General features: G+C 64.3%; 21 protein-coding genes and 1 pseudogene. 18 read left to right on the top strand and 4 right to left on the bottom strand.

The features are described 5' to 3' along the window. Positions 1-143 precede the first annotated feature (143 nt). The 4 genes from ABD255_RS33160 (at position 144) to ABD255_RS33175 (ending at position 4121) form a co-directional block, all read left to right on the top strand. Positions 144-1322 (top strand): hypothetical protein, encoded by a 1179-nt coding sequence (locus ABD255_RS33160; RefSeq protein WP_344220758.1) that lies wholly within the window; start codon positions 144-146, stop codon positions 1320-1322. Then, positions 1256-1714, top strand: coding sequence for a hypothetical protein (locus ABD255_RS33165; protein WP_344220759.1), 459 nt, complete (start codon positions 1256-1258; stop codon positions 1712-1714). The genes ABD255_RS33160 and ABD255_RS33165 overlap by 67 nt, the downstream gene beginning before the upstream one ends. Before the next feature lie 525 nt (positions 1715-2239). Continuing rightward, a complete protein-coding gene (locus ABD255_RS33170) occupies positions 2240-2857 on the top strand; it encodes a P-loop nucleotide/nucleoside kinase family protein (protein ID WP_344220760.1) in 618 nt (205 codons plus the stop codon). Between the two features lie 328 nt (positions 2858-3185). After that, positions 3186-4121 (top strand): cyclase family protein, encoded by a 936-nt coding sequence (locus tag ABD255_RS33175; protein ID WP_344220761.1) that lies wholly within the window; start codon positions 3186-3188, stop codon positions 4119-4121. 244 nt (positions 4122-4365) lie between these two features. Here ABD255_RS33175 and ABD255_RS33180 read toward each other — a convergent pair whose 3' ends face one another. Next, positions 4366-4578 (bottom strand): hypothetical protein, encoded by a 213-nt coding sequence (locus ABD255_RS33180; protein ID WP_344220762.1) that lies wholly within the window; start codon positions 4576-4578, stop codon positions 4366-4368. Positions 4579-4880: 302 nt separating this feature from the next. Between ABD255_RS33180 and ABD255_RS33185 the strand changes: the two genes are divergently transcribed. From ABD255_RS33185 to ABD255_RS33230, 10 genes and pseudogenes are all read left to right on the top strand, one after another. Continuing rightward, complete coding sequence (locus ABD255_RS33185; protein ID WP_344220763.1) at positions 4881-5288, top strand: Imm7 family immunity protein; 408 nt, start codon at positions 4881-4883, stop codon at positions 5286-5288. Positions 5289-5537: 249 nt separating this feature from the next. After that, positions 5538-5942: an NUDIX domain-containing protein gene (locus tag ABD255_RS33190; protein ID WP_344220764.1), complete on the top strand. Its 405-nt coding sequence runs from the start codon at positions 5538-5540 to the stop codon at positions 5940-5942. Positions 5943-6075: 133 nt separating this feature from the next. Continuing rightward, a complete protein-coding gene (locus ABD255_RS33195; RefSeq protein WP_344220765.1) occupies positions 6076-6393 on the top strand; it encodes a hypothetical protein in 318 nt (105 codons plus the stop codon). 324 nt (positions 6394-6717) lie between these two features. Next, positions 6718-6924 carry a hypothetical protein gene (locus ABD255_RS33200; protein ID WP_344220766.1) on the top strand — a complete coding sequence of 69 codons (207 nt, stop codon included), beginning with the start codon at positions 6718-6720 and terminating at the stop codon, positions 6922-6924. 195 nt (positions 6925-7119) lie between these two features. Beyond that, entirely contained in the window at positions 7120-7383 is a 264-nt protein-coding gene (locus ABD255_RS33205) for a hypothetical protein (RefSeq protein ID WP_344220767.1), read from the top strand. A 951-nt stretch (positions 7384-8334) separates the two neighbouring features. Beyond that, on the top strand, positions 8335-8988 hold the full coding sequence (gene darT / locus ABD255_RS33210) for a type II toxin-antitoxin system toxin DNA ADP-ribosyl transferase DarT (RefSeq protein WP_344220768.1): 654 nt from the start codon (positions 8335-8337) through the stop codon (positions 8986-8988). A 53-nt stretch (positions 8989-9041) separates the two neighbouring features. Further along, positions 9042-10121, top strand: coding sequence for a type II toxin-antitoxin system antitoxin DNA ADP-ribosyl glycohydrolase DarG (gene darG / locus ABD255_RS33215; protein WP_344220769.1), 1080 nt, complete (start codon positions 9042-9044; stop codon positions 10119-10121). A 263-nt stretch (positions 10122-10384) separates the two neighbouring features. Continuing rightward, positions 10385-11602 (top strand): annotated as a pseudogene (locus tag ABD255_RS43905) (IS110 family RNA-guided transposase). Positions 11603-11778: 176 nt separating this feature from the next. Further along, positions 11779-12246, top strand: coding sequence for a hypothetical protein (locus ABD255_RS33225; protein WP_344220771.1), 468 nt, complete (start codon positions 11779-11781; stop codon positions 12244-12246). A 494-nt stretch (positions 12247-12740) separates the two neighbouring features. Beyond that, positions 12741-13562, top strand: a complete 822-nt coding sequence (locus ABD255_RS33230) for a hypothetical protein (protein WP_344220772.1) — start codon at positions 12741-12743, stop codon at positions 13560-13562. 478 nt (positions 13563-14040) lie between these two features. On the opposite strand, the gene ABD255_RS33235 is transcribed toward ABD255_RS33230, so the two are convergent. Continuing rightward, positions 14041-14538 (bottom strand): hypothetical protein, encoded by a 498-nt coding sequence (locus ABD255_RS33235; protein WP_344220774.1) that lies wholly within the window; start codon positions 14536-14538, stop codon positions 14041-14043. A 111-nt stretch (positions 14539-14649) separates the two neighbouring features. On the opposite strand from ABD255_RS33235, the gene ABD255_RS33240 reads away from it, so the two are divergent. Further along, the gene (locus ABD255_RS33240) at positions 14650-15231 is read left to right on the top strand and encodes a hypothetical protein (protein WP_344220775.1); all 582 of its coding nucleotides are present in this window, start codon (positions 14650-14652) and stop codon (positions 15229-15231) included. A gap of 353 nt (positions 15232-15584) precedes the next feature. Here ABD255_RS33240 and ABD255_RS33245 read toward each other — a convergent pair whose 3' ends face one another. Continuing rightward, the gene (locus tag ABD255_RS33245) at positions 15585-16730 is read right to left on the bottom strand and encodes a hypothetical protein (protein ID WP_344220776.1); all 1146 of its coding nucleotides are present in this window, start codon (positions 16728-16730) and stop codon (positions 15585-15587) included. A 368-nt stretch (positions 16731-17098) separates the two neighbouring features. After that, positions 17099-17428 (bottom strand): hypothetical protein, encoded by a 330-nt coding sequence (locus tag ABD255_RS33250; protein ID WP_344220777.1) that lies wholly within the window; start codon positions 17426-17428, stop codon positions 17099-17101. A gap of 158 nt (positions 17429-17586) precedes the next feature. Between ABD255_RS33250 and ABD255_RS33255 the strand changes: the two genes are divergently transcribed. From ABD255_RS33255 to ABD255_RS33265, 3 genes are all read left to right on the top strand, one after another. Further along, positions 17587-18948, top strand: coding sequence for a helix-turn-helix domain-containing protein (locus ABD255_RS33255; RefSeq protein WP_344220778.1), 1362 nt, complete (start codon positions 17587-17589; stop codon positions 18946-18948). Then, a complete protein-coding gene (gene folK / locus ABD255_RS33260) occupies positions 18945-19454 on the top strand; it encodes a 2-amino-4-hydroxy-6-hydroxymethyldihydropteridine diphosphokinase (protein WP_344220779.1) in 510 nt (169 codons plus the stop codon). Before ABD255_RS33255 ends, folK begins: the two co-directional genes overlap by 4 nt. 115 nt (positions 19455-19569) lie before the next feature. Further along, on the top strand, positions 19570-20787 hold the full coding sequence (locus ABD255_RS33265; RefSeq protein ID WP_344220780.1) for an ABC-three component system protein: 1218 nt from the start codon (positions 19570-19572) through the stop codon (positions 20785-20787). Positions 20788-20811 lie beyond the last annotated feature (24 nt).

Consider the following 20811-nt stretch of genomic DNA (forward strand, 5'->3'; position numbering starts at 1 on the left):
ATCGAGGCTGGTGGGCGGTCGTGGTCCCGGCCGCGACTGTTGGTCGAGAGCCCTGCGTACTCGGTCGCGATGTATCAGGCCCTGCTCGGTCGCCTCCGAGGTATTGACCGTTTCAGGGGGCAGCAAAAAAAGGGGGGTCCACCATGCCCGAGGATCTTGAGGTTGTCGTCGAGGCCTACGAAGACGAACTGACCGAGCGGCTGGTGCACTGGCGGGATGTTCTCGTGCGCCACGACCGGGTCCGAGAGCACCTCGGTGACATCGACCCAGGCGCCGTACGGGTTCTCGGCCCGGCCCTGCTGGGGCGTAAGCATGACGAGAACTCACCATTCGTGGCGACGCTCTTCGACCCGCGCGAGAACCGATCGGTCGAGGTGAGGGGACGGCTCGACGGCGACGACGTCGAGGTGACGCCGAGCGCGTTCCGGCCGAACCCGACCGGCGACGAGCTTGGTGCTGCCCTCGAGGTGCTCCGCGATGACCGAGAATTCGCCGAGCTGCGAGACCGGGACGATGTCGTGGTTTACCAGCCGATGCCACCGCTGGCGGACGTCGAGCGGGATGACGGGACGACCGTCCGGCGGATCGCGTTAGCGGTCTTCGACCCAAGGGCCGAGCGGCCGCACCGCTACGTTGCGGTCGACATCAGCGACCGGCTAGTGGACTGGGACCCGGGGCCCTTCCACACGCTCGATGGGGACTGCGAGGACCGACTGCCGGTCGGCGTCGAGAGCTTGCCCCACGACGAAGGCCGCGACTGGGTCCGCGTCCGCGTACTGCGCGGGGGCGAGGAGCTGTGGAACCTGGTCGTCGTCCGGCCGCGCGCGTCCGCGCCTACCCAGCTGGGGAAGGGATCCGGCGTGGAGCTGAAGTACGTCACCTATCGCGGCCGGCTCGTGCTGTGGCAGGCTCACGTGCCGATTCTCAACGTGGTCTACGACGACGGCGTCTCGTACCGCGACTGGCAGAACCAGGAGACCCTTTCCTCGCCGACGGTGTCGACCCGGTCGGGCCCGGCTGGCGGCTGTGTACGTCTCCCCCGGCAACGATCCTGGAGTCCGGGACCGACGCCGGGAACTTCCAAGGCGTCGCGCTGTACTACGAGGACGGCGAGCTGCGAATCGTCAGCGAGATCCAGGCCGGCTGGTACCGCTACATCTCGGACTGGCGACTGCGCGACGACGGCACCATCGCGCCGCGGTTCGGGTTCGCCGGGACCCGCAATCCCCGGACCTGCATGCGACACCAGCACCACGTGTACTGGCGCCTGGATTTCGACATCGAGGGCGCCGGCAACGACGTCGTCGAGCAACGCGGCCTGAGCATCCCCGGCTTTCCCCTGTGGTGGCGTCTCGTCCGGGAAACGAAGCGGACGCGCTCGTTCTTCGCCCGTCGCTGGCGGATCCTCGACGCCCGGAGCGGCCGCGGCTACGCCATCTCAGCCGGACCAGCGGACGGTACCGCCGATGCCTACGGTGTCGCCGACCTGTGGTTCCTGCGCTACCGGTCCACCGAACTCGACGACGGCGTCGGCATCGTCGGCGGCCCACCAGCGGACACCCAATGCCGCCTCGACCAGTACCTGACCGCCGAGTCCATCGACTCCACCGACGTGGTCATCTGGTACGCCGGGCACTTCCTCCACGACGAGCACCACCCCTCTGCTCACCACGGCCACATCGTCGGCCCCGAGCTACGCCCGATCAACTGGTAACGCCGCGCACCAGCCCGCAGTCAGCACAGCGTGGAGGCCCCCGAAAGACACTCACTCCGGCAGATCCAGGCGTTACCACCCGTCATGCGGTGCGACAGGATTCTTCTAGACCTGTCGCACCCGACAAAGCCCAGGCCATCCACCTGAGATGACTCGGGCTCTGCTGGCGCGCTCGGAGGGATTCGAACCCCCAACCTTCTGATCCCGTGGCCACTGTTATCAAGCCCGTGATCGGGCAGCGGCTGGGTGGGGAGTAGCGGTGCTCGTGGAGCCACGTGCCCGTTGGAACGCTGTCAGCCCAGCGCGGATCGCGGTACGAGCGGATGTTTTCTGGGAGGACGCGGGCGACCCGATCGATCATCGGTACAGTTGCAGGCATGTGCGCCGGTGCATCCGTGACTCCCCCCGCCGCTTTCGCTGACGGCGCTGGGACAGTCTGTAGGTAGTTCCTCGGTTCCGCGCCGCCGGCTTCCTGCCGGGCGGCCCTTTCGCGTTGCCTGGCCCCTTCATCCATGAGGAGCCCGCATGTACGCACACAAGCACCCCGAGCCGACCGATCCGCGCGTCGGACCTGCAATTGTCTATCTGATCGTTGGCCTTCCCGGCGCGGGGAAGACAACGCACGCGAAAGAGCTGGAGATCAGCGCGCCGGCCCTACGGCTGACGCCAGACGAGTGGCAGATCGTGCTGTTCGGCGATCAAAACCCACCAGATAAGCGTGACCTCGTTGAAGGCAAGTTGGTTCAGCTCGGCATGCGGGCCGCGGAGCTGGGCACCAATGTCGTCTTCGACTTCGGGTTCTGGGGAAAGGACGAGCGGTCAGCGCTCCGCTGGATCGCCGGTGTCGTCGGCGCGCGTAGCCAAGTCGTCTACCTGCCGATTGACCACGAGGAGCAACGCAGCCGGGTCACCAGTCGGTTCGCGGCCACGCCCGATCAAACATTCCACATGAGCGACGTCGAACTCGAGCAGTGGCGGGCTCAGTTTCAAGCGCCGGACGCCGAAGAACTGCGAGGTTCTCTGATTCCACCCGTCCCACCAAAGCACGCGACATGGTCGGAATGGGCCTCGCAGCGGTGGCCGTCCTTGCCTGACCAGTACGGAGCTACCGCCGCCAACTCGCGCTACTCACCCGAACCATGACCCCCATACGATGCTTCGAATCTCCACGCGCACATCAGCATGACCGCGCGGATCGCGGAGTGAGAGTGCGCTCGCACCTAGTGGGTCGTCATGGTCGCCCCGATTCCGATCTCAGTCGCTGTACTTGTGCGCGACGGTCTCGCGCTCCTTGTGCATCGCCATCCATCGCGTCGGTGGTACGCGGCCCGGCGTTTCCGTCGGCTGCTCCACGGTGTCATGCCAGTTTAGCGGGCCTTGGCATGTCAAAGGGAGGGCGGCATACCCTGCCTGCGGTGCCTCGAACCGCGTGAACCGAGGAGTTGATGCTGCGATGACGGCAGGACGACCGATGCCCACACAGGACGACGTGCTCGGGTACTTCGACACGCTGTCGAACTGGGGACGGTGGGGCGACGACGACGAGCTCGGCACTCTGAACCACATCACCGACGACATCCGGCTGGCGGCGGCGCGGGCCGTGCGCCACGGCAGAAGCGTGTCCTGCGCGTGGGAGGTCGCCGTACCGGAAGAAATGGAGCGGTCGACGACGACATGCCCGTGCGCCGCCGACATGCCGGGTGCCGAGCACATGCCCGCCGCATTCCACAACGACCGGCGCTGGGGCTTTTCGAACGAGCGGCTCGGGATCTTCTTCCACGGCAACACGATCACCCACGTCGACTCGCCGTGCCACCTCTTCTGGGACGGCACGATGTACAACGGGCGGTCGCACTCGTTGGTCGACGCCGCGACGGGATCAGCATGGGCGGCGGTCACGGCGGCGGCGAACGGAATCACCACGCGGGGTGTCCTGCTGGACATTGCGAGGGTCCGTGATGTGCCGTGGTTGGAACCGGGGAAGGGTGTGTTTCCCGACGATCTTGAGGAGGCCGAGCGACGCCAGGGTGTGCGGGTGCGATCCGGCGATGCGGTACTCCTGCGGACCGGCTACGGCCGCGCCCGGCACGAGGCCGGTGCGGCCAGCGGTTTCACGCAGGCCGGCTGGCACGCGTCCTGCCTGCCGTGGCTGCATGAACGGGAGGTCGCGCTGATCGGCGCCGACACTCCCCAGGACGTTCAGCCGTCGGGGTACGAAGACGTGTTGATGCCGGTTCACGCCGTGAGCCTCGTCGCAATGGGTTTGTGGCTGCTCGACAACTGCGACCTGGAGGCGTGCGCGACGACAGCTGCCGAGCTCGGCCAGTGGGACTTCCACCTCGCAGTCGCACCGGTCCGGTTCGCCGGTACGTCCGGCAGCCCGGTCAACCCGATCGCCACATTCTGACCGAGGGACCCGCGCCCGACGGTGTCGGCACCCTTCACCGTCTGGGAGTCGTGCTGCTGCCCAGATCGACGAGGACCAGGACGCCGAAGACGACGGGCCAGACCCGTCAGCGGTGGTGCCGTGTTAGCACAGGCGTTAGCAAGTCGGCGACCGAGCTGCTCACACGAGTCTGGTCCGGTGGACGTTCCCTGCGCCACGGCCCCGGCGAGTGACCGCGAACGACCACGACTTAGAGGGCACGGACTCAGACGCCACTCCGGCGGTCGGATTCGCCTCGGCCGGCCGTTCGAACGAGTCGACGTAGGTTCACCGCACCGGGAAGCATCGCGATGAGGATGACCGTCCCAAGCCGCTGATCGCCATCGATCAGGCTCCAGATCCCAAAGACCGCACTCAAAGCCATGGCTCCGCCCCAGAACGCAATCTCTGCGGCGCGGCTCGGTCCGTCGGCGCTCATCTCGCAAGGATCGCAGCGCATCAGGTCCGAAGTCCACGCCTGCAGGTCGCTCTGACCTGGAACCCGCACCCCCGACCCTCAACCAATAAGCCGGCCGGCCCGTCATCCCGGAGTCGTGAGGCCCCCGCCGGAGGCGCGCCTTGATCCATCAGAGCCAAACTCGGCAGAGAGCCGATCCAGCTGATTGTCCTGTGACGGCTGATGCTTGACAGTCGTGTGCCAACTGATGGTTGTCATCGGCATGACCGCGGGGAACGCGGCAGTAGCGGCCACTTTGCAAGGGCGTCTGAAAGACTGCGCTCATGTTCGAGTACCACGGCTGGGTGACGGTCCGAGATTCACTCGACGGTGGCTGCGAGGCAGCCGACTGCCTGACGTACGCGACCCACAACGCAGTGGTGGATGTCCTTGCTCGGGTCCGCAATGACCTCCAGCTCGCGGACCTACGCGTCATGAACGGTTCATGCCATGTGTTGCTGTCAGGTCTGCGCAACCACCGGCAGGACGCCGTCATCGACGTCTACCGAGACGTCGCAACCGCTGCTCCGTGGTCCTACGGCGTCCTCTACATACAAGACGACGAAAGTGGCGGCGATGAGAATCGTTGGGTCACTTGGGTCATGAAGCGCGGAACGATTGCTCCACACCCGGACCGGTTCCTGTCTCCGCACGTCGGCGAAGTGGAAGACGCCGACGACGTGAGTTACTAAGGGCGGCGCGCGACCGCCGATCGGCATGAGCGGACGCGCGACGTACCCTCGGTCTCCTGGACGAGAGTGTCAACCATCAGCCGGCACGGAAACGTCGGACGTCAGGTGGCACACGACAGCCGATCTAGCTGGTTGTCCGCCGTCGACAGATGCTCGACACTCGTCCGCCAGGTGATCTGCGACAGCCGAAAGCACGGATCGCGGTTGAGCGGACGTTCGCTTGTCGGATGTCCATGCTTTGATACGCGAATGCATAAGGTCGTCATCGGCGCGCTGGTTCGTGAAGATCGAGTCCTACTCGTGCATCGGAGTCCGAACAAACGTGCGTTCCCGGACGTGTGGGATTTGCCCGGTGGACTCATTGAGGCTGGCGAGTCAGAACTGGGCGCGCTCACGCGGGAATTGCACGAGGAACTCGGCGTGCAGATAGCGACAGGCTCGGCGACTCATCTGTGTCGACTGACCGCAGGACCCGCAGAAGACCCGGCACTCCTCAGCGCTTGGCTTGTGCGTGACTGGCAGGGAACGCCGGCGAACGTCGCCCCCGAGGAGCACGACGACATCGGATGGTTCGGCCTTGAGGAACTTCCTCCTCCCGCCCACGTACTGGTGCGCACGGCTCTGGTGGATGCGATACGGAGCCACCGCACCTGAACTTCAACGCTCTGCCATCGACAGATCCCTGCGTTGCTCCGACACACGTGGACAGACTTCTAGCCTGTCGCACGTCAGTTGGCGCCAGCCGAGCGCGGAGGCGATCGCCATGGCGTATCGGTACGGTACGCAGGTGACCGACCGTGTGATCGTTGACGAGAACGGAGTCTGGCTGACCGATTCCGGTAGGACGTTTGGCTACCCCTGGTCGGATGTCACGGAGGCGAGCATCTCCGTGATGCTGCTGCCGCCGGACGACGAACGGCTCATCACGGTCGAGGTTGACCATGTCAGTGGCGATTTCCTGTCGATCACCGATCGTCTCGAGGGATTCAAAGAGGCGGTTGAGGCTCTCGTGGCGCGGAGCGGAGGCGAGCCGCCAAACCTGGCGGGACTCTCTCCGGAGGACACCGTCAGCATCGCGTTAGTTGGCGAACCTCCCTCGGCGTAGGCACGTGACGTCAGACGTGCAGGCAAACGCCTTGCCAGGTCGACGAGCCCCGCTCGACGATGTGGCCCCACATACGGCGCGTGAGTCTCGGATCATGACTGCCCCGGCTACCGCGACGGCTATTCGCAAGGCGAGCGATGAGGCCTGGGCGTGGCGGATGTTGCTGCAGGGCCGCGACCACCTGCGCCTACTGTTACGCCGTCACGATGGCTCCGAAGCTGCTTGGGAGCCAGCACCGAGCACGACTGGTCAGGCGGGCTTCAATACGCTGCTTGCCGTCCTGACTACACACGAGTTCGAGGCAGCAGGCGAAGACCCACCCGCATGGAGCAAGGTCAAGCTCTCTCGGATCCATGGATTCCCGAGCATCCGTTCCTGGAGCGCGACGAGATCATCGAGCAGACTCCGGTCTACTCGGCGCGGGCGAATGTCTTTGTTCCTGCTCGACTTGGTGACTGCATGAGCGACACGCGCACCGAATTCACCGCCGCTGAATCGTCGATCTCCTCTCAGAGCTCGACAAGCGACTGAAACGCGCGGCATTTCTGCATCAGTCTTTGTCGTCGACGGCGCTGCGATTGCCGTCACCTCGAATGACAACCCCCGCCGTACGGAGGATATCGACGCCATCACGCGCGACGGGGCCGTGGTCGACGAAGCTCGCGCGATGGCAAGCCACCTCAAGCTCCCCGAAGATTGGTTGAACACCCGAGAGCCGGCCCGTGGATGCCACTACTGCCGGAAGACGCATTACAAGGCAGTGATGCGCCTGGTCTGCACATCACCTACGCCACCGACGAGTTCCTGTTGGCCGCCAAGTTGGTTGCCCAGCGCCGCAAAGACGCCGCCGACATCGTCTCTCTCGCCAGGCGTCTCGAGCTCATTCTCGGCGGCAAGGATGTCGATCGCGAGATACATCTCCTGGCAATCAGGGCCGAGCGGCTTGTTGGCAAATCATCAGTCTGGATCGACGCGCGCGATGCCAATTAATGGTCCGAAGGCTCCAGCCGCTCGCCGCCAGGACCGCAGGACCTCCCGGGAGCTGAGCTAGTCGGAATGACGGCCTGACGAGCGATGCCCATCGGGCAGTAGCTCGTCTGGAGACTCAACGGCTGGTCGTCGGCGTGGGGGATGAAGCCGCGGGAGACGACCGATATCCCTTCGGCCACCTGCAGGCGGGATGTGCATTGGATCCGGCTACTTCGAGGCTCATGGCAAAGTCGGCCTCTTCCACGGGGCGGCTCTGCTCAGCCAATTCGGACTGGAGGGTGTCGGCCTGGTCGCCGGCTCGGCGGTCGCGGGATTCCATCCGGGCGAGGACGCGACGGTTCCGGTCCTCGGGAGTAGCACGCCGCATCAGCGCAGAGACCCGGTTCGAGGGTCTGCTCGCCGACTACGGACCGCGAGTCCACGGGGCTTTGATAAGCGGGCGCAGCACGCACCCGTGGGTGGGTGGAAGCGGCGGGCGTAGCTGACGCGTGGGGAGACACAGTTCCCGGAATGACAAAAGACCAGGTCATCCACCTGATTGACCTGGTCTCCTGCTGGCGCGCTCGGAGGGATTCGAACCCCCAACCTTCTGATCCGTAGGCGGCCTGCAGACGAATGGTCCAGACGCGGCCGCCCTGCGCCAGCTACACCGCCACTGTCAGCCTGCCCGTGCGGTGTCGTTGGGGTCGGACTGGGGTCGCCTGGTACTGCCTTTGCAAAGGAGGTTGTCGCGCTCCTGCTCGCCTGAGCGCGGATCTCTGACCGTGGGCGTAGCTGGTTCGCCCCCCTGAGTGACCGCCCCCGCCCTCCAGTACTCCCCCGTCGGGGCACGCGGAGGGCACGCCCGAGCGCCTGAGCCAGCATTTGCCGAGGTCCAGTGGCCAAGTGGCGTAAACTGCACTCCCCAGTGAGCGAGGCACAGGAGCGCAGGGTGCCGATTCGACAGCGAACATGGTGCGCACGGGAGGCCAGACAGCCACTCACCTCATCTACCACTTCACATCCGTCGCTAACCTGCCCTCGATGCTGGCCGAGGGCAGGATTTGCTGCGACACGACGGTGCAAGCCCGTGGTCTGCTTCAGGTCGAAGCCGGAGATCGGGACATAAAGAGTCGCCGTAGACAAGTTAGTGTCCCGGTCTCGCCCTACGGGTGTCCGGCCGACTACGTACCGTTCTACTTCGCCCCTCGATCCCCAATGATGCTCAAGATCAAGAGCGGCCAGGTCCCGACATATTCAGGTGGCCAGAGACCGTTGGTACACCTCGTCTCGTCGGCGGAGCGGGTCGCTGCCACGGAGCACACGTGGGTCTACTCTGACGGTAACTGCGCGAACGATCTGACCGATTACTACACAGATCTGTCCGATATTGACCAGGTGGTGGACTGGGATGTGATGCGTGCTCGGATATGGAAGAACACTGCGGAGGATGGCGACAGGATGCGCAGGCGGATGGCCGAGTTTCTCGTCCATCAAGAGCTCCAGTGGGAGGCTCTTCTCGGGATCGGAACCTTCGATGAGACGAGGGCTGACCAGGTCCGCGAGATCCTGCGAACCGCCGGCCGATCCGAGCCTGTGCGCGTGCGACGTGACTGGTACTACTGAAATTGTCGGTGGCCTTCGAGACCATGTCAGGACGATCGCGGAGGGAGGTCGACATGATGGAGATCACGAAGGGCAACATTCTTGACACAGACGCCGAGGCAGTGGTGAACACCGTAAATACTGTCGGCGTCATGGGTAAAGGAATCGCCTTGCAGTTTAAGCAGGCGTACCCGGACAACTACAAGGCATATAGAGCCGCTTGTGACCGGGAAGAGGTCAAGCTCGGCAATATGTTCGTGTTCGACACCGGACGCATGGGCGCCCAGCGATACATCATCAACTTCCCGACCAAAGCGCACTGGAAGTCACGATCGAAGATCCCGGATATCATCAGCGGGCTACAAGATTTGATTCGAGTGATCAGAGAATATGACATTCGGTCAATCGCTGTTCCTGCCCTCGGCTGCGGGAACGGTGGCCTTCGGTGGGATGACGTCCTCCCGCTGATCACGAAAAGCTTGGGTGCGCTAGCGGATGTGGACGTTCGCGTGTTCCCACCGAGCGGCGCTCCAGATGCCAGTGAGATGCGTGTCGCAACCAAGAAACCTCGCATGTCGCCAGGTCGTGCCGCACTTCTCGCCCTCCTGACACGCTATACACGTCTAAGCCAGGAAGAGCAGGTCACGACCGAAAATGGGGCGTCGCTTCTAGAGATTCAGAAGTTGATGTACCTCCTTCAAACTGTGGGTGAGCCCTTGCGTCTTGCTTATACCAAGGCTCAGTACGGCCCGTATGCTGAGAACTTGAATCATGTCTTGCAGCAACTAGAAGGACATTACCTCCGCGGCTACGGCGACAGAAGTGAACAGATCCTCAAGCTGCGTCCATTGGAGCTACTTCCTGAGGCGGAGAACGCCGAGAGGTGGCTCGACGAGCACCCGGATTCAACGCTGCAGCGAATCGACGCGGTGCTTCAGTTGATCGCCGGTTTCGCGTCTCCCTATGGCCTAGAGCTGCTGACCACTGTTCACTGGGTGTCGACACACGATGACCCCCGTGCAGGCGAGGATCCTGACGTCGCAGTCGCTCTCGTGCAGCAGTGGAGCGCGCGTAAGGGGCACCTCTTTACAACCCGGCATGTGAAGCGAGCTTGGGAACGGCTAGAGCAGTCCGGCTGGCTAGCAACGGTGTAGAGAGCGGACCATCGCCCATACGTGCCCCGTCCTCGTGATAGCTGCCAACCCAGGCCGGCGCGGCGCGGGACAAGAGTCGGCTTGCCGATCCCGGTGGGACGCGGAGCGCTCTAATGGGTCCGTGGGCGTGCGGCTCGCGGCCACCGGTTTGGGTGATCACTTTGGCGCCCGGAGGCTTGGATCTCTTCGTCAAGACGGTGGCCCCGCCGCGTGGCCCCCGCGGCTCAGCCATGAGGGCAGACAGAGGGAGGGGATGGCGGATGGTGATCTTTTGCGGGATCGACTGGGCTGAGCACCACCACGATGTGGCGATTGTCGATGCCGATGGCGGGGTGCTGGTCAAACGGCGTATCACCGACGACATCGCCGGGTTCACGCGACTGACGGAGCTGTTATGCGCCAATGCGGGGCAGCCGGCGGAGGTGAGCATCGCGCTCGAGACCGACCGTGGACTGTGGGTGGCGGCGTTACGGGGCGCGGGCTATCGGGTGTTCGCGATCAACCCCAAGGCAGTGGACCGGTATCGCGACCGTTACGCGGTCTCGGGCGCGAAGTCGGATGCGGCCGACGCGCTGGTGCTGGCGAATCTGTTGCGCACCGATGCGGCGCGGCACCGCGAGCCAACGATGCGGCCGCGGTGGAGGCGATCGCGGTGCTGGCCCGCGCGCATCAGGACGCGGTGCGCACCCGGCTCGCGATATCGGCCGGTTGCGGTCGGTGCTGCGTGCGTTCTTCCCAGCGGCGCTGAGTGCGTTCCCGAATCTGGCCACCAAGACGGCGTTGCTGATCCTGGCGGCCGCACCAACCCCGCGCCACGCCCGGGCGCTCAGCCGCGACCAGATCCGGGACCTACTGACATCGGCGGGACGGATCTGCCTGCGGGACAACGAGGTGGAGCGGCTGCACCAGACGTTCGCCGTCCCGCAGTTGCACCAGCCGCCGGCGGTGGAGGACGCGATGGGTGTCGCGGTGCGATCGATCGTCGCCACGCTGATGGGCACCGCCGCCGCCATCGTCGAGCTCCAGGCCGCGTTGGCGGCGCGTTTTGACAACCACCCCGACGCCGCGATCCTGCGAAGGCTGCCCGGACTCGGTGTGGTTCTCGGCGGCCGGGTGCTGGGCGAGTTCGGCGACGATCCAGACCGCTTCCTCGATGCTGCCAGCCGTCGTCGCTACGCCGGGACCGCCCCGGTCACCCGCGCCTCCGGCATGTCCCGTGTCGTGCTGTTGCGCCGGGCCCGCAATCAACGGCTGGCCGATGCCTGCCGATGGTGGGCGTTCAACTCCATGCAGCACTCCGAGGTGCCATGGCCTACTACCGTCGACGACGCGCCGCCGGCGACACCCACGAAGCCGCGCTGCGTCGCCTCGGCAGCAAACTCGTCGGGCAACTCCACCACTGCCTCCAACACCACGAGCCCTATCGCGAGGACATCGCCTGGCCCACCACCGCCCGCGACGCTCCACCGACCGCGGCCTGAGCCACCGGCCGGACAGCCGCCGAATCACGGGGCGCAGCGGCGGGGTCAAGGGCTGCCGCCAGGCAGACGCGCAGCGTCGCGAAGCGCCCTTGACGTTGCCGCGAAGACCCGCACCATCACCGGCGCCGGAAGGTGGCGACCCACTGACGACGTTGCGGCAGGCGATAATCAGGCCGGTGAGCGATAACCCGGTCGACGCAGTCACGCTGACTATAGGCGATTACAGCATCGTCGTCGGCACACAGCCACCAGACCTGCTGGGCCACTACCTCGCCCATGCCAGCCTCGTCGACGACTTCCCTGCAACCGATGACCGGTCGTCGACTGGCTATTGCTACATGGCGATAGGAACTGGCGACTGGGCAGAACTCGTGGTCACTCAACACTTCAGCCCCGCCGGAACTGGCTTCACCCCGGGCGTACTATTCGTGCCCGACACGGCCGAGCTGTTCGTCGGGGCCGGCTCCCGGCTCCTGGGCTACCGCCGCGACTCCGTAGGCCAATGGCGGCCCACCTTCGTTGACGACGCCGACGTGGGCTTTTGGGCCTGGCGTCAGTACGGCAACGTCGTCTTGATGTCGGCAGAAGTCGAGCTCGCGGCGTGGAGCACGAACGGCGCGAAGTTGTGGACCCACTTACGTTGAGCCACCCTCGACTACCGTCCCGTGGGCGAGGACATCCACCTCAATGTGATGGGCAAACACAGCGCCTTCAATAAGCACACCGGGTTAAGCGGACCGTCCCCCGCGGCAACCTAGCAACCCACCCCGCGTCGTCCTATTCACATCGAGAATCGCCGTGCCACAGGCGACCACAATCGACAGAGACCAACCCCTTGCCAGCCACGCCCGTGGGGTGTCTTGATGTGGGTCGTGGTGGCCGGACAATCGAGCGGCCACCGGGACGGGGCTAGCCAGCGGTCAGATGCCTGTGACGGGCTCTGCCCGCTTCCTCATGTTCAAGGGGTTTCCGGTCTCAGGCCGGGTCGGTCTCCGGGGTGCGGGGGTCGGCCGGCGGGTCGCATGGGCCCGCCCGCCCCCGAAGGACGGTCCCGGCCCGGAGCGCCGAGGCGCGCCCTTGATCCATAAGAGGTCAATCCGGCAGCGGGCTGTCTGTGGGCTCGCTTATGCTTCCCTCTGTGACCTGGAAGCCTGGACAGCGCAAGGCGAAACGAGCGCTAGAAGAACCGCATTTCGGCGTTCCGGCGCATTTGGGACAGCCGCTCTGGAATTGGGTCGAGGGCTGCTTCGGCGAGTCGGTGTATGGCCTTGACTCTGATCGCCCGGCGACGCTAGCGCTTGATCTCCGGCGACACATGCCTGCGGGTAGCACGTACGAACAGGTTGCTGTCCTTCGCGATTGGTGCAACAAAGACAGGGATTTCATGCTCGATCTGGTCGAGGCGATGCTGGAGCGCTATGGCTGGGATGGTGGTCGAGCCGGGGGTCTTAACAATCTCCTGACTGAGGCAAATTCGGCGTATACCGTCCGAGCAGCTTGGGATGGTCTGGAGGAGCGGGTGTCGCCTGGAGTAAAAGAACTTGTGAGCGAGGCCGTTAACGCGCCGGCCGGTTCAGCTGGCGATCATCTCGCCCACGCCTGGAACGCTGCTTACGGTCGAAGCCCGGACCCCGTCAAGTCTTACAGCGAGGCGATAAAGGCCGTGGAGGCCGCGCTGGCAGGTCGAGTGTCGCCGCAGAACGGCAAGCAGACCCTCGGCACGATGATCCGCGACATCACCTCAAAGCCCTCCAAGTGGAAGTTCGTCATCGCTGACGGGTCTGTTAGTGGCGTTGAAACCGTGCTTCACATGATGCGAACGCTCTGGGAGGGTCAGACCTCGCGTCACGGTGGGCCGGATCAGACTCGCGCCGAGACCGCCGCCGAGGCAAGGGCGGCAGTGCACCTAGCAGCGGCCCTTGTCCAGTTCGGTGTGAGTGGCACTTTCGATCTCGTCTGAACCGTCAGCAAGAGTGGAGCCGGAGCTGTGGAAGGCAGGGCGGGGCGCGGATGCAGGGTCACGCGCCAGCCCCGCCGGCTATTTGGTGTGATGTCGCGGAGGTTGCTTAGTCATCGAGCCACTCGGCCCGATGCTGTCGCGGCGGTAACCCTTGTGGCCGCCGCTGACGCAGGAATGACGTTGAGGTCGAACGTGGGGGTCAGTAGAGCGGCGAGCACCACGGCCGCTCTCCTTGGCCGTTCCCCGGAAAACACAAAAGCCCAGGTCAACCACCTGATTGACATGGGCTGAGTGCGGCGCGCTCGGAGGGATTCGAACCCCCAACCTTCTGATCCGTAGGAGCCTGCAAACCCTGAGCCGCCACCCGTGCCCACCGGTGGCGCGTTGGTCCTAGGTGCCCGCAGATGCCCACCGGCAGCCGCCGTTGGGGTACGACTGGGGTACGGAATCGGCATCGCGGCCAGCACATGATGTCCGGCTAGCCGGACACCTCCTCGTTCCCCTTCAGGTTCTCCCCCCCGGATCGGAGGTCGTATCCCACCTTGGCTGCCGCAAAAGAGACCGCGTTCAGGATCGTCTGTCGAGCTTCCTCGGCGCCAGCTACCTTCGCTTCGAGCTCCGACAGAGGGATCTGTGTCGGTTGTCCCTTCCTGATCTTGATCCACACCGTCTCGCCCGTACTCGGAACTTGCACGGCGGTCACGTGAGCGACCTCGTTCCGCACATCAATGATGCGGTTGAGGCTGGTAAAAACTGGTTCGCCGACCTCACCGCTCAGGCCCTTCTGTTCGACGACCTCGCGAAACATCCTCACTCGATCCTTCGAGTTGACGCTGTCCGCGCAGAACTTCATGAAGAGGTCGAAGCGGGCGGGATCATTGCCTGTGACGTGTGCGGCGATGATCCAGATGAGCATGTTCTCGATCCCGGTCCACATCCCGAGGATGCGCTGAGGTGAACTGACTTCAGATGCCATGTGCACAGGTTGACATAGCCGCCTGCCTCGGCTGGCCGGGAGCCTGCTCTGACAGCGATGGCCAAGCGTGTTCCAGCCCTCGTCCGCACAGCTGATTCGTACGCTCGCGCCGTGTCCGCACTGGAGTTCATCGCAGCCGTGCTCAAGGCCCTGGCATGGCCGCTTGCGGCGGTGGTCATCGCACTCCTCTTCCGGTCGAAGATCCTGGAGTTGCTATCGAGCGGGATGAAGCGCTTGAAGATCGGACCCGTCGAGGCGGAGTGGGACGTCAGAGCCGCTGTAACTGGGGTCGAGGTAGAACAGGCCCGGAGTACCGCTCTTCCGACCAGGCCGGCGGACTCACGCCGCGTTGAAGTTCAGACCGCCATCGACCTCGCTCGTGAGCGTCTGGAGTCTGGGTACACGGACACTGCCGTGACTGAAGCCTTCGCCGCCATCGAACAGAGCCTGCTCGGACTGCTGATTGACGCTGGCGTCGGCGTGACACAGCTCCACGTAGGCGGCGCGGGGCTCGCGAAGCTGGCGGAGCAGAAGGGGCTAATAACCGAGAAGACAGCTACCGCCATCGAAGGGCTCGCGGTGCTCCGGAATCTCGCGGCCAATACCGATGTCGGGACGACGATGGATCGCGCGACCGAATACCTCACGATGACCGAGGGCGTTCTCTACGCGATCGAGAACCCGCCGAGCTAGCGCCCCTGCATCCGCCGCCACACCTGCCCCGTCCCCCTGATAGCTGCAAACCCAGGGCAGGGCGTCGTGGGTCAAGAGTCGGCTTGCCGATCCCGTAGGGACGCCGTAGGCGCTCTTGATGCGCGGCGGTCTGGCCGGACAATCGAGCGGCCAGGGGGACGAGGCCAACCGCCGGCCTGGACCAGGTGCTCGGAGAAGAGCCGGACCGGCAGCCGCGGGAGACCTCTTCAGAATCCGGTACGCCGTTTGGCCGGTCGGCGGGGGTGAGGGCGTCGGCCGTAGGTCGTAAGCCCGGCCCACGCCGCGCGCCGCTCGCGGCGCGCCTTGATTCTTAAGAGGTCAACTCGGCAGCGCTACGCAGTTGGTTCTTCGGACGAAGGCTTGATGCCGACGTTGAGGTACTGGCCAAGTCGAGCCCCGGTGTTGCACGAGACATCGAGAACGTGCAGGCCTGCGTCATGAAGGGTGCCAACTACAGCGAATCCGAATGTCGCCCGTTCGAACCCGTCGCGTTCGGGCGGGGTGATGATCGTGGTGTGCTTCTTGCTGAACGTCGCTGTTTTACTAGGGGTGACCAACTCGACGATCACCTCGATGGGAATATCCGTTCCAGGCTCGATGTCAGTCCAGGACACATCTAGCCAGACCCAGAGACCGGCGCGGAAGGGGCCGGGTAGTTCGACGACTTCATAGGTGGACCAGCCTGCGCCCATCAGGTAGCTGAGGCCGTTGTTGATCTCGGCGTAGTTGGCGAACAAAGCTGAAGACACCGACGTCGTTACGATCTCGCTGAGGGCGGCAGGAAACGGTGAATGCGTCTCTCGACCACCGCCAGGTGTGACGACAGCGCCGAAGCGCGTGTGTCCTCCGGCCTCGCCGGGCAAGCCGTCCACGCCGGAACGACCTCCCGGACCAATCTCGATCGGAACCTCGCCAAGAACCTGCAGGCCGGTCACCGCGAATGTGTGATGGTCGCCGCCGGGGCCGCCGTCACCTCCCCTCGCACCCGGTCCGATGGCTCCACCGCCCGAGCCACCCGCGCCGGGGGCTAGTGCAGCCTTGCCACCGAGATCAATCGTTGCTTCGCGAAAATCCATCAGGACGTCGCCCATCGATAGGAGCACCGCGCGTTCGAGCAGGCCTTCGGGCAGCTCGGGAGGTTTAGCAGGGGCGGCTTCGAGCTGGACGGCCTTCCACCTGCGAAGAGTCTCCGCCGGGTAGCGATCGGCGAGTACTTTCAGATCGACCTCTTCCGCGTGTGGAAGGCAGAGGAGGACTAGGTTGCCGAAGGCTCTACGATCCTCGTCTGTCATGGATTCGTCATAGCGAGGACCCAGCGCCGAGGCAGCACAGATGTGCGCGATGCGCGAGTTCAACAAGGGCGAGTGGAGACCATCAAGCCATCTGAGCAGCTTTTCATCGCACTCCGGATACGCACACGTGGTCGCCGTGCCGTAGAGCTGCTTGACCGTGCTTTCGAGAATTGGGAGTCGCGTCACGGGTCCTCCCGAGGTCGGAAGTCACAAGAACCCTACCGCCCGGTTGGGAGAGGGACACCCTCGTAGATCCGGCTACAGTCCAGACTGGTACCGGGTCTACCTGAGTCGACAGCGCATCGCTAGTCCGTTCGACGGTCGCGCTTCAGACGGCCGGCAGGCTGGCATTGGAACGACCCCCGGCCGGTGAGGAGACCGACCGAGGGTCGCTGGCGGCGCAGGTCCCCAGCCCGTGAGGTGGTGGGCTGTTGAGGGTTGGAACCTGCTGCCGCCGGAGAACGGCTCACTCGGGGCCTGAAGTCGTGAGTGAGCCGTTCGGTTGGAAGACAGAGCGGGCGCGGGCGCAGGGACCGGCACGCCCGCTCCGTCGACTAGAAGGCGGGATCGATGAAGAGCACCTTCCCGCCGATGTGGTGCTCTAGATGGGCTTTCATCACTACCGGATTGCCCAGTGCGGCGAGGTGAGCAAGGCTCGGGACGATGACGGTCTTCACGCCGTCTCTCCAGACGTTCTGAACCAACTCTCCGAACGCGTCGGGCATCGTCTGCGACTCCTCCACGTATGTCATCAGGAGGATGAAGCCGCGGGCGGTGGCGAACGCTGCGATCTCCCTCTTCAGCCAGGGCAGTTCGGAGTCAATGGCCAGCGTGTGCGCACCGACGTAGGCGACCGCGAAGGGTTTGGGGAAGGCGTCACCCATCAGTCGCCCCGGTAGTCGCGCACGATGCTGCGGACCATGCATACGGCCAGGACGGCAGTGATGAAGATGAGTGCCCACATCTCAGGGATCACGCGGTCTCACTCCGATAGATAGCGAGCTGGAACTGAACGAACCAGCGCCTGTAGCGTTGCGCGACAGTGACCGAGAGAGAACAGTTGCCACGTTGCGTGACTGTTGAGCAACACTGTCAACGACCGAACACAGCACGTAGCCTTGACTTGCGGGACGGTGAGGAGACCGGCATGGGTGACGGTTCGTTCGCGGCGGTACTGCGCGCTTTGCGGCTGTCGCGCGGCATGTCACTTCGGGAACTTGGTCGTCAGATCACCTACGACTACAGCCACCTGTCGCGGATCGAGAGCGGCAAGTCCGTCCCGAGCGCGGGCGTGGCCGAGAAGGTAGATGACCTTTTCGGCGCCGAGGGGTACCTGACTCGGCTGGCGTCCGCCGAGCGCGCTGCCCTGGAGCTGCACTCCCGGAACTCGGAGGAACGTGACGACGTGGACAGAAGAAGCTTCCTAGGCGCCGCCACCGGCGTAGCAGCATCCGCCGGCCTGGACGGACTCGAAAACGTCAGGCGCGTCCTGGCGGACGGCCACATGCGAGGACCTGAAGAATGGGAATCCATCGTCCGCGATTACGGCCACCTGTACCACGTAGCCGCTCCGTCGGTGATGCTGCCGGCGATCTCCGCGGACCTCGCGCTGTTGGGCAAGCAAATCAACGTGCCGTGCGACGCGAACGCTCAACGCCAGCTCTCCCGGACGACTGCGCATCTGTGCGCCTTGATGGCTCAGGTTCTCGCTAACTCCGGCGATCTGGTCGCGGCTCCTCGCTGGTGGCGGACTGCCCGCCAGACAGCCGACGCATCCGGCTCGAAACAGGTTCAGGTGTGGGTTCGCGGGCGCGACGCGATGCGTGCACTCTATGAACGGCGATCGCTTCCGGATGCCCTCAGATCGGCACGTGAGGCTGTGCAGATCTCCTTGCCAGGAACGGTGGAGCGCGCCTGCGCACTAGCTGCGTACGCCGAGGTGGCCGGCCGACTGCGTTTGCAACCTCAGGCCGTCTCCGCGCTTCAGCAACTCGCAGATGTGCAGGCTGCCCTACCTCGCGACGTGGTCCGCGAAGAAGCTTCACAGTTCGGCTGGCCGGAGTCACGGACGACCTTCACTGAGCTGTACGTCTACACGTTCCTGGGCGACGCCAAGAATGCTCTTCGAGTAGCCGATGCCGCCCTTGCCGGCCTTCCTCCAGAGCTGACCCGTCGGCGTGGCCAAGTCGAGTTGCAACGCGCCACCGCGATAGTCCAAGACGGCTCGGTGGCCGAGGGCCTGCAACACGCCTTCAGCGTTCTGGAGACGCTTCCAAAAGAGCAGCGGATCAACGTGGTGACCGACCTGGCTTGGGACACGTACAAGGCAGTCCCCGCGGTCGACCAGATCAAGCCAGCGGCCCGAGAGTTTCGCCAGTTCCTGCAGATGGAGACGACGGCATGACCCGTGCAGTACTCGCCTTGGGCTCGAACCTGGGAGACCAGGAAGCCAACCTACGTAAGGCACTCCACGGGCTCGCCGACCACCTGGTGACGGTCTCTGGGAGCTACTGGACACCGCCTTGGGGAGATCCCGACCAGCCGGAGTACCTGAACGCGGTGGTCCTGGTCGACGCCGACGGTATCCCTGCTGACGGCTGGCTCGAGCTGGCCCACGAACTCGAAAAGGCCGGCGGCCGAGTCCGAGACCCCGAACGTCGCTTCGGCCCACGAACCCTGGACGTGGACGTGATCACGGTCTGGGACGGCGACGACCAGATCACCCAAGACGACCCGGTGCTGACGCTCCCGCATCCTCGGGCACACCTGCGAGCATTCGTCCTGGTACCGCTCTCCGAGATTGCCCCGGAGACTGTCCTTGCCGGTCATGGCCCGATCAGCGACCTGTTGAAAACCGAGGAAGTTGCGGCCGACGTTCCGACTGTCCGGCCGGGCCCGTCGCTCAGGTAGCCGGGCCACTGCTGGAGAGTGCCGCCACGGCGCAGCCGTTGCCGACCGCCGAGTTCGGAGGTCTGATAGAAGCAGCGGTGGCAGAGTGCCACTGGATCCAACCGGGAGGTCGCACATGGTGAAAGGGCAACACAGCGCAGCGGCCTCCGCGGCTGGCTACCTGTACCAGACAAACTGGGCGCTACTTGACCTTCTCAGGAAAGCACCCAGCCGGCCGGATCAGGCAGTCAGTCTTGAGATGCACGATGATGTCGCATGGACCGACGACGGCGAACCGGTCGAATTGTTGCAGGCCAAGCTCCATGCAAAGTCGACAGCTGGACTTGGCGACAAGGACGTCGACATGTGGAAGACCCTCGGCATCTGGATGGGCCGTGCTGATTGCACCGATCCTCAGGGCGCAGACCTCGCTCTAGTCACGACCTCCATGGCCTCGACCGGCACGGCAGCGCACGCATTGCGCACTGTCGCGTCATCGCGCAATGTTCCGGCTGCTGCCCAGTTGCTTCTCAAGGCGGCTCAGGAGTCGACGAACAAAGAAACGGCTGCGGCTCGGCAGAAATTCATAGAACTCACCCCAGCGGACCGAACCACGTTTCTAGAGCGAGTTCAAGTCCTCGACGCGCAGTTACCACCCGAAGATCTGGATGCCGGCGTACGACAGGCAATTGCCTGGGGCCTACCCTCCGGCGAAAAGGCCCAGAATCGCTTCGTCGGCGAGATCTGGCGCTGGTGGGCGGCAGTATCGGTCGACATGCTCGCGGGGCGAAGATTGGCCATCGACGTAGCTGCGGCACTGACATTCGTACAGGAACTACGCGACACCTATACCAGCGAGAATCTTCCAACCACCGTAGAGATTGACGATGTCACTGACGAAGATATCGAACACTATGCAGATGCGCGATTCATCGCCCAGTTGAAACTTGTCAATCACCGAAGCTTGCGACTAGCGGTAATCGACTACTACCGCGCCACGACACAGGAAACACATTGGCTTGACGACAATCTTCTACATGTTCACGAACTTCGCAAATTTGAGAATAATCTTCGTTTCGAATGGGAACTTGCCTTCAACGCCATGCTTGAGGACATTGAAGATTTAGATCCCGACATAGACCCTGTTGATCTTGCGAAAGAGAAGGTGCGAGCGGGCAGGCGACTGCTGAACTCCTTGCTCTCATCAACCGGAGTTACGGTCCGGGCCCATTACAACGAACCTTTCTACGGTCGCGGCAAACGGCACGATCTCGCAGATCGGGTGGACCTGAGCGTTGGTGTCGGCTGGCACCCAGAGTTTGCGACGCGCCTCGCAGCGGTCGTGAGCGCCTGAAGATCTCCGATCGACACAGTCCCT

Source organism: Kribbella sancticallisti (genome assembly GCF_039530625.1).
GTDB lineage: Bacteria > Actinomycetota > Actinomycetes > Propionibacteriales > Kribbellaceae > Kribbella > Kribbella sancticallisti.

Coding starts and splice junctions, on each gene's coding strand:
- ABD255_RS33250 (WP_344220777.1), bottom strand. CDS start 17,428: ATGGGTGACGCCTTCCCCAAACCCTTCGCGGTCGCCTACGTCGGTGCG.
- folK (WP_344220779.1), top strand. CDS start 18,945: ATGACCCGTGCAGTACTCGCCTTGGGCTCGAACCTGGGAGACCAGGAA.
- ABD255_RS33185 (WP_344220763.1), top strand. CDS start 4,881: ATGTTCGAGTACCACGGCTGGGTGACGGTCCGAGATTCACTCGACGGT.
- ABD255_RS33180 (WP_344220762.1), bottom strand. CDS start 4,578: ATGAGCGCCGACGGACCGAGCCGCGCCGCAGAGATTGCGTTCTGGGGC.
- ABD255_RS33200 (WP_344220766.1), top strand. CDS start 6,718: ATGGAGCAAGGTCAAGCTCTCTCGGATCCATGGATTCCCGAGCATCCG.
- ABD255_RS33175 (WP_344220761.1), top strand. CDS start 3,186: ATGCCCACACAGGACGACGTGCTCGGGTACTTCGACACGCTGTCGAAC.
- ABD255_RS33235 (WP_344220774.1), bottom strand. CDS start 14,538: ATGGCATCTGAAGTCAGTTCACCTCAGCGCATCCTCGGGATGTGGACC.
- ABD255_RS33160 (WP_344220758.1), top strand. CDS start 144: ATGCCCGAGGATCTTGAGGTTGTCGTCGAGGCCTACGAAGACGAACTG.
- ABD255_RS33205 (WP_344220767.1), top strand. CDS start 7,120: ATGCCACTACTGCCGGAAGACGCATTACAAGGCAGTGATGCGCCTGGT.
- darG (WP_344220769.1), top strand. CDS start 9,042: ATGATGGAGATCACGAAGGGCAACATTCTTGACACAGACGCCGAGGCA.
- ABD255_RS33190 (WP_344220764.1), top strand. CDS start 5,538: ATGCATAAGGTCGTCATCGGCGCGCTGGTTCGTGAAGATCGAGTCCTA.
- ABD255_RS33170 (WP_344220760.1), top strand. CDS start 2,240: ATGTACGCACACAAGCACCCCGAGCCGACCGATCCGCGCGTCGGACCT.
- ABD255_RS33265 (WP_344220780.1), top strand. CDS start 19,570: ATGGTGAAAGGGCAACACAGCGCAGCGGCCTCCGCGGCTGGCTACCTG.
- darT (WP_344220768.1), top strand. CDS start 8,335: ATGGTGCGCACGGGAGGCCAGACAGCCACTCACCTCATCTACCACTTC.